The sequence below is a fragment of the Streptomyces sp. WELS2 genome (assembly GCF_013870595.1).
Classification (GTDB): Bacteria; Actinomycetota; Actinomycetes; order Streptomycetales; family Streptomycetaceae; genus Streptomyces.
The window spans coordinates 1-7,546 of the sequence record NZ_JACBWZ010000263.1 but is presented as its reverse complement, the minus strand read 5'-3'; the positions used below and the strand labels follow the sequence as shown (position 1 = coordinate 7,546).

Annotated in this window: 6 protein-coding genes and 2 pseudogenes; 6 read left to right on the top strand and 2 right to left on the bottom strand. The window is 73.4% G+C overall.

Going from position 1 to position 7,546, the window contains the following annotated elements; genetic code table 11:
• The first annotated feature begins 17 nt into the window (after positions 1–17).
• Positions 18–1,697 carry an FAD-dependent oxidoreductase gene (locus tag H5J33_RS17090; RefSeq protein WP_309485421.1) on the top strand — a complete coding sequence of 560 codons (1,680 nt, stop codon included), beginning with the start codon at positions 18–20 and terminating at the stop codon, positions 1,695–1,697.
• 537 nt (positions 1,698–2,234) lie between these two features.
• On the opposite strand, the gene H5J33_RS17085 is transcribed toward H5J33_RS17090, so the two are convergent.
• On the bottom strand, positions 2,235–2,822 hold the full coding sequence (locus H5J33_RS17085; protein WP_181795783.1) for a response regulator transcription factor: 588 nt from the start codon (positions 2,820–2,822) through the stop codon (positions 2,235–2,237).
• Between H5J33_RS17085 and H5J33_RS17080 the strand changes: the two are divergent.
• The 4 genes and pseudogenes from H5J33_RS17080 to H5J33_RS17065 form a co-directional block, all read left to right on the top strand.
• Positions 2,815–3,675 (top strand): annotated as a pseudogene (locus tag H5J33_RS17080) (acetate--CoA ligase family protein); the annotation flags it as partial. The gene H5J33_RS17085 and the pseudogene H5J33_RS17080 overlap by 8 nt on opposite strands.
• A 95-nt stretch (positions 3,676–3,770) precedes the next feature.
• A complete protein-coding gene (locus H5J33_RS17075; protein ID WP_223283776.1) occupies positions 3,771–4,358 on the top strand; it encodes a DUF5998 family protein in 588 nt (195 codons plus the stop codon).
• Positions 4,358–5,554 carry an alkaline phosphatase family protein gene (locus tag H5J33_RS17070; protein WP_181795782.1) on the top strand — a complete coding sequence of 399 codons (1,197 nt, stop codon included), beginning with the start codon at positions 4,358–4,360 and terminating at the stop codon, positions 5,552–5,554. The genes H5J33_RS17075 and H5J33_RS17070 overlap by 1 nt, the downstream gene beginning before the upstream one ends.
• Before the next feature lie 43 nt (positions 5,555–5,597).
• Positions 5,598–6,248, top strand: coding sequence for a thymidine kinase (locus H5J33_RS17065; protein WP_181795780.1), 651 nt, complete (start codon positions 5,598–5,600; stop codon positions 6,246–6,248).
• A 4-nt stretch (positions 6,249–6,252) separates the two neighbouring features.
• Here H5J33_RS17065 and H5J33_RS17060 read toward each other — a convergent pair whose 3' ends face one another.
• The gene (locus H5J33_RS17060; protein WP_181795778.1) at positions 6,253–7,044 is read right to left on the bottom strand and encodes a VOC family protein; all 792 of its coding nucleotides are present in this window, start codon (positions 7,042–7,044) and stop codon (positions 6,253–6,255) included.
• 317 nt (positions 7,045–7,361) lie between these two features.
• Between H5J33_RS17060 and H5J33_RS17055 the strand changes: the two are divergent.
• Positions 7,362–7,546, top strand: a pseudogene (locus H5J33_RS17055) (sulfurtransferase); the annotation flags it as partial.

The window sequence follows — 7,546 nt, the reverse complement described above, 5'->3', positions numbered from 1 at the left end:
CCGCCGAGGACGGCGACGTGCTTGCCGGTGGGGTCGGCGGCGGCGTCGCCGGACTCAGCGCCGCCCACGAACTCGCCGAACGCGGCTACGCCGTCACCGTCTACGAGTACTACGACGTACTCGGCGGCAAGGCGCGCTCGATGGACGTGCCCGGAACCGGCACGGGCGGCCGCAGACCCCTGCCGGGAGAACACGGCTTCCGCTTCTTCCCGGGCTTCTACCGGAACCTGCCGGACACCATGCGCCGCATCCCCTTCCCCGGCAACGCGGGCGGTGTCCACGACAACCTCCGCAACGGCACCGAGGCACTCTTCGCCCGCGCGGGCGGCCGCCCGGACCTTCACTTCCCGCTGCGGCGGGTCACCACCCCGCCCGCACCCGGCGACATCACCCCGTCCTGGATCCGCGACCAGATCCTGTCCGTGCTGGATCTGGGCAGCCGGCTGCCCGCGCACGAGGCCGCCTACTTCGCCGGCCGGGTCCTCGTCCACCTCACCAGCTGCGACGCGCGCCGCGAGGACCAGTGGGAGAAGACCTCCTGGTGGCACTTCATCCGCGCCGAACGGATGAGCGAGGAGTACCGCACGCTCCTCGGCATCGGACAGACCCGCAATCTCGTCGCCACCCGCGCCGAGGTCGCCTCCACCCGCACCGTCGGCCGCGTCATCATCGAGGCGCTGCTGCTGTGGGGCCTGCTGGGCCGCGGAATGGACGGTGACGCGGACATCGACCGGGTGCTCAACGCCCCGACCAGCGAGGCGTGGATCGACCCCTGGACCGCTCACCTGCGCTCCCTGGGCGTCCGGTTCGTGCTCGGCACCGAGGTGCACGAGATCCTGTACGACGGTGGGCGCGTCACCGGCGTACGGGTCTCGGCCCGTGACGGGAGCGACGGACGCACCGTCACCGCCGACCACTACGTCTGCGCCATGCCCGTCGAGCACGCCCGCCGCACCTGGGGCGCCGGACTGCGCGCGGCCGACCCGCAACTCGCCCGGTGCGACGCGCTGCAGACGGACTGGATGACCGGTGTGCAGTTCTATCTGCGCACACCGACACCCGTCGTCCACGGGCACATCAACTGCATGGACTCGCCGTGGTCGGTGACCGGGATCGGACAGGCGCAGTTCTGGGACGTACGGGACTTCTCGGCGGACTACGGCGACGGACGCGCCCACGACTGCCTGTCGGCGATCGTCTCGGAGTGGGACAAGCCCGGGATCCTGTACGGCAAGACGGCCCGTGAGTGCACGCGCGAGGAGATCGTCGAGGAGTGCTGGGCCCAGCTGAAGGACGCTCTGAACGACTCCGGCGAGACGACCCTCAGGGACGCCGACCGGATCGCCTGGTTCATGGATCCGGCCGTCACGGGTCTCGGCGGTCCCGATCCGCGGAACCGGGAACCGCTCCTGATCCATCCCGCGGGCACGCTCTACAACCGCCCGTCGGCGAGGACCGCCGTGCCGAACCTCTTCCTCGCCGGTGACTACGTCCGCACCGACGTGGACCTGGCGACGATGGAAGGCGCCAACGAGTCGGCGCGGCGGGCCGTCAACGCGCTGCTCGACCAGGACGGCTCGGACGCCGGACGCTGCCGGATCTGGGAGCTGTACCGCCCCGAGGAGCTGGAGTCCCTCAAGCGCGTCGACGAGGTGCGCTACCGGCTCGGTCTGCCGAACACCTTCGACCTGGGCTGACCGGTAAGACCGCCGCGCTCCCGCACGGCCCGCCGGGCCCGACCGCCCGCGGGCGCCGCACACGGCCATGTACGGCGCCCCGGTCGGCGGCAGCTGGAACAACTCGCCGACGCATTGCCCGAGAAGCACCTCCGGCCCGTCAGCTGACGGGCCGGAAGCACGATGTCCCCTGCCCTGACCGAACTGGCGCGAGTCGCCCGTGCGCTGGAGGAGGCGCGAACGACAGCACGGTCCGACGCCGTACGACGCCGCCGCGGGCAGTCCCGCGCAGACACCGCACGGCATCACGGACCTTTCCCGGTCCATGTCCACGGCACTCGAACAACTCGCCCTGCCCGCCGGCTACCTCACCCTCGGCATGAACGGGCGAGGCACCCGGGCGCTCGCCCTGGCACGGCGGGAGCCGTTGTCCTTCCCGTCCGGCGCGGACCGCGTGGCGGCGTACCCGCCGGCCGACTGGAGCACATACCACCGCGAGGAACGAACCCCGGCCCGAAGGAGACTGACCCACCGCTCCGGGGTTCGTGTGCCTCCGGGTCAGCGGCGGATGAGGCCGAGGTCCGTCGCGACGGCGACGGCGGCGGTGCGGGATTCGACGCCGAGCTTGGCATAGACGCGGGCCAGATGGGACTTGACCGTGCCTTCGGTCAGGTGGAGACGGGCGCCGATGGCCTGGTTGGACAGGCCGACGGCGACCAGGGCGAGGACCTCGGTCTCGCGCCGGGTCAGGGCCGTGCCGGGGGCGCGCAGCCGGTGCATCAGCCGGTCGGCGACGCTGGGTGCCAGTGTGGTGCGTCCGGCGGCAGCGGTGCGTACGGCGGCGGCCAGATCCTCGGGCGGCGCGTCCTTGAGGAGGTAGCCGGTGGCGCCGGCCTCGATGGCGGGCAGGGTGTCGGCGTCGGAGTCGTAGGTGGTGACGATCACGACCCGGGGGGCTCCGGGCCGGGCGGTGATCAGGGCGGTGGCTTCGGCGCCGCCCATGCCCTTGCCGAATTGCAGGTCCATCAGCACGACGTCGATGTCCCCTTCGGCGGCGCGGGTGACGGCCTCCTCGGCGGTGGCGGCCTCGGCCATGACGACGAGGCCGGGTTCGGTCTCCAGTACGGCGCGCAGCACCCGTCTCATCCCCGCCTATCCCGCCGCCGAACGCGCGGTGCGGGCACTCGCCGAAGCGGTGGGGTACGCCCGGTGGCGGCGGGAGGCGGCCGACCCCGGGAAGGTGCCGGAGTTCGACGACATCGACGAGAAGGGGGCCGCCCGGCTGATCGGCGAGCTGCTCGCCCGCGGCGAAGGGCTCACGCTCTCCGACGAGCACACCTGCGAGCTGCTCGGCCGGTACGGCGTCCCCGTGCGCCGTGCCCTGCCCGCGCCCGGCCCTCACGCCGCCGTGGACGCCGCCCGCGCGCTCGGCTACCCGGTGGCCCTGAAGGCGACCGCCCCGCACCTCAGGCACCGCGCCGACCTGGGCGGGGTCCGGCTGGACCTCGCGGACGAGGAACAACTGCTCCGGGCGTACGCCGAGCTGACCGAGCTGTTCGGGCCGCCGCAGGAGCTGCGGCCGGTGGTGCAGGCGATGGCGCCCCGGGGCGTGGACACCGTCGTCCGCGCGGTGATCGACCCGGCGGCCGGCGCCGTGCTGTCCTTCGGCCTGGCCGGCGCCGCCTCCCAGCTGCTCGGGGACATGGCCCACCGGCTGATCCCCGTCACGGACCGGGAGGCGACCTCGCTGGTGCGCTCCATCCGCACCGCACCGCTGCTGTTCGGCTGGCGCGGCTCCACGCCCGTGGACACCCCCGCCCTGGAGGAGCTGCTGCTGCGGGTGTCCCGGCTGGTCGACGACCACCCGGAGGTGGTCGCGGTCACCCTGGAGCCGGTCGTCGTCGCCCCGCACGGCGTGAGCGTCCTCGGCGCCACGGTACGGCTCGCGCCCCCGCCCGCCCGCGACGACCTCGGCCCGCGCACGATGCCGGCCTACTGAGGAGCCCCGCCGCCGTCCGCACCCCTTCGGCCACGCCCGCCCCGGTCCGTCCGACTGGCCCGGAGTGCCCCTGCCCACGGATTAGGATGGACGCCATGGCCAAGACCAGTACGACGACCCAGGGGCTGCGCGCGGCGATCGAGCGCAGCGGCTACTACCCGGCCCTCGTGGCCGAGGCGGTGGAGGCCGCTGTGGGCGGCGAGCCCGTCCGGTCGTACCTGGTCCACCAGGAGACGACGTTCGACCAGAACGAGGTCCGCCGGCACGTCACCGTGCTGGTCCTCACCGGCAACCGCTTCATCGTCAGCCACACCGACGAGCAGGCCGCCGACAGCACCTCCCCGACGCCGTACGCCACCACCTCCACCGAGTCCGTCAAGCTCGACCGGATCTCCTCGGTCGTGGTCAGCCGGGTGGTCGCCAACCCCGAGCAGTACACGCCGGGCACACTGCCCCGCGAGGTCGTGCTGACCATCGGCTGGGGCGCGGTCAACCGCATCGACCTGGAGCCCGCCGCCTGCGGCGACCCCAACTGCGACGCCGACCACGGCTACACGGGCAGCTCCACGGCGGACGACCTCAGCCTGCGCGTCAGCGAGGCCGGGGACGGCCCGGAGACGGTGCGCCAGGCGCTCGCCTTCGCGCAGGCCATCTCGGAGGCGACCGCGGACCTCACCCGCTGATGTCCCAGCTCTCCGCCTGGGACCACCCGGAGCCCCTCGCCCTGGACACCGCGCCGCTGCCCGAGTACGGCAGCGGCTCCCTGGCCGATCTGCTGCCCACCCTGGCCGCAGGCCTCGGCGTCCCCGGCCTGAACCCCACGATCGGCGAACTGGCCCCCGCCGACCGGGTCTGCGTCTTCCTGGTCGACGGCCTCGGCTGGGAGCAGCTCGCCGCCCACCCGGACGAGGCGCCCTTCCTGACCTCCCTGCTCGGCAGCTCCCGCGGCGGCACCGGCCGTCCGCTCACCGCCGGCTACCCGGCGACCACCGCGACCTCCCTCGCCTCCGTCGGCACCGGCCTGCCGCCGGGCGCCCACGGACTGCCCGGATACGCCGTGCGCAACCCGGCCACCGGCGAGCTGATGAACCAGCTCCGCTGGCAGCCGTACACCGAACCGGGCGCCTGGCAGCCGTACCCGACCGTCTTCCAGCTGGCCCACCGGGCCGGGGTGCACACCGCCCAGGTGACCTCCCCCGCCTTCGAGCACACCCCGCTCACCAAGGTCGCGCTCAGCGGCGGCTCCTTCCACGGGCGGCTCGCCGGTGAGGAGCGCGTGGACCTCGCGGCCGAGCAGCTGGCCGCCGGCGACCGCTCGCTGGTGTACACGTACTACGCCGAACTGGACGGCTCCGGGCACCGCTACGGCATCGCCTCCGACACCTGGCGCGGCCAGCTGATGTACGTCGACCGGCTCGCCCAGCGGCTGGCCGAGCAGCTGCCCCCGCGCAGCGCCCTGTACGTCACCGCCGACCACGGCATGGTCGACGTGCCGTTCGACGAGCGGCACCGCATCGACTTCGACGAGGACTGGGAGCTGCGCGCCGGTGTCGCCCTGCTGGGCGGCGAGGGCCGGGCCCGGCACGTGTACGCGGTGCCGGGCGCCGAGAACGACGTGCTGGCCGTGTGGCGCGAGGTGCTCGGGGAGCAGTTCTGGGTGGCCTCGCGCGACGAGGCGATCGCGGCCGGCTGGTTCGGGCGGCCCGGGGAATGCGACGAGCGCGTCTACCCGCGGATCGGGGACGTGATCGCCGCCGCGCACGACGACGTACTGATCATCGCCTCGGAGCGGGAGCCCAAGGAGTCGGCGCTGGTCGGCAACCACGGCTCGATGACCCCGGCGGAACAGCTCGTCCCGCTGCTCGAAGTACGCTCCTGACCCCCCTGCCCCTCCCTTTTCGCCGAAAGGTGCTCAACTCCTCATGCCCGAGCTGGTGTTCTTCTCCGGAACGATGGACTGCGGGAAGTCGACGCTGGCTCTGCAGATCGAGCACAACCGTTCCGCGCGCGGCCTGGCGGGCGTGATCTTCACCCGGAACGACCGCGCGGGCGAGGGCAAGCTGTCCTCCCGGCTGGGCCTGGTCACCGAGGCGGTGGAGGCCGAGGACGGCAAGGACCTGTACGCGTACCTCGTGGACCACCTCTCCCAGGGCGGCCGGGCCGACTATGTGATCGCGGACGAGGCGCAGTTCCTCGCGCCCGAGCAGATCGACCAGCTCGCGCGTGTGGTGGACGATCTCGGTCTGGACGTCTTCGCCTTCGGCATCACCACCGACTTCCGCTCCAAGCTGTTCCCCGGCTCGCAGCGGCTGGTGGAGCTGGCCGACCGGATCGAGGTGCTCCAGGTGGAGGCGCTGTGCTGGTGCGGCGCGCGGGCCACGCACAACGCCCGCACGATAGACGGCGAGATGGTCGTCGAGGGCGCCCAGGTGGTCGTCGGCGACGTCAACCAGTCCGCGGGCGAGGTCGGCTACGAGGTGCTGTGCCGCCGGCACCACCGGCGCCGGATGACCGCCGCGACGGCCCGCGCGGCGGCCCTGTCCCCGGACGTGCTGCCCGTCTCGCCCTCTTGAGGGCTCAGCGAGGGCCCTGGACCACCGAGAACTCGGCGCCCTCCGGGTCCGCCACCGTCGCCACCCGCCCGTGCGGGCCCTCGTGCGCCGGTGCGAGGACCCGGCCGCCCAGCTCCGGCACCCGGCGCAGCGTCGCGTCGAGGTCGGCGACCTCGAAGTGGGTCCGCCAGTGCGGCCCCCGGTCCGGGGGCAGGTCCTGGCCCACACCGTGCAGCCCGGCCACCGGACGGCCGTCCAGACGCAGGGTCAGACAGTCGTCACCGGCGGAGTCCACCGGCTCGTCCTCGTAGGGGAAGACGCTTTTGTAGAACTTCGTGACGCTTTCCGTCTCGAAGGTGAGCAGTTCGTTCCACACGGGGGTGCCCGGCACCCCGGTCAGGGCCGTGCCGGGATGCGCGACGCCCTGCCAGATCCCGAACACCGCCCCGGAGGGGTCGGCGGCGATCGCCATCCGCCCGGCCTCGGCGGCGTCCAGCGGGCCGACGGCCACCGTGCCACCGCACAGCCGTACCGTGTCGGCGGTCCGGTCCACGTCGTCGGAGGCGAGGTACGGCGTCCAGGCGACCGGCAGCCGGCGCTCCGTCGGCAGCCGGCCCACGCCCGCCACCTCCCGCCCGTCGAGCAGCGCCCGCACATACGGGCCGAGCTGCTGCGGACCGGGCCGGAACTCCCAGCCGAACAGCTCGCCGTAGAACTCCTCGGTGGCATCCAGCCCGTGCACCATCAGGCTCACCCAGCAGGGTGTGCCGGGCAGGCGCCGCGCGTACGGACCGGCCGGCTCCCGTGCCTCGGTCATCGATCACTCTCTCCCCGGCCCCTCGCGGTGGCCGTGTCGCTTCCGCTCCCCGGAAGGGGTGTCCGCGCCGTCGGCGCGCACGCCCGTGCCGGTCCCCGCATCCTCCGGGTGCCGCGGGGCCGTACCGCGCCGCTCGCCGTACCTACGAGAGGATGCCCGATCCGCCGCCTCTCGCCGCTTCTTGACGATGGCCGACGGGTGTCCGTCAGTGGTACACCATGTGCTCGATCCGGTACCGACCGTGATCGAGCCTGTCCGGCCGAGCAGAGTAGCCGGACCTGGACGCCACGGCTACCCCTGGCGTATGGATGGATCCCATGACAGCCATCATCACCGCATCCGAACTCCTGCCCGCGCTCGCCGGTGACAACCCACCCGTCCTGCTGGACGTGCGCTGGCAGCTGAGCCTGGCCAAGGCGGCCGGCGCGCCGGCCTTCGACGGCCGGGCCGAGTACGCGGCCGGGCACCTCCCGGGCGCGGTCTTCGTCGACCTGGACCGGGA

Excerpts from the sequence above, each read along its gene's own strand:
- H5J33_RS17085 (WP_181795783.1), bottom strand. The coding sequence starts at position 2,822 with ATGAGACGGGTGCTGCGCGCCGTACTGGAGACCGAACCCGGCCTCGTC.
- H5J33_RS17075 (WP_223283776.1), top strand. The coding sequence starts at position 3,771 with ATGGCCAAGACCAGTACGACGACCCAGGGGCTGCGCGCGGCGATCGAG.
- H5J33_RS17070 (WP_181795782.1), top strand. The coding sequence starts at position 4,358 with ATGTCCCAGCTCTCCGCCTGGGACCACCCGGAGCCCCTCGCCCTGGAC.
- H5J33_RS17065 (WP_181795780.1), top strand. The coding sequence starts at position 5,598 with ATGCCCGAGCTGGTGTTCTTCTCCGGAACGATGGACTGCGGGAAGTCG.
- H5J33_RS17060 (WP_181795778.1), bottom strand. The coding sequence starts at position 7,044 with ATGACCGAGGCACGGGAGCCGGCCGGTCCGTACGCGCGGCGCCTGCCC.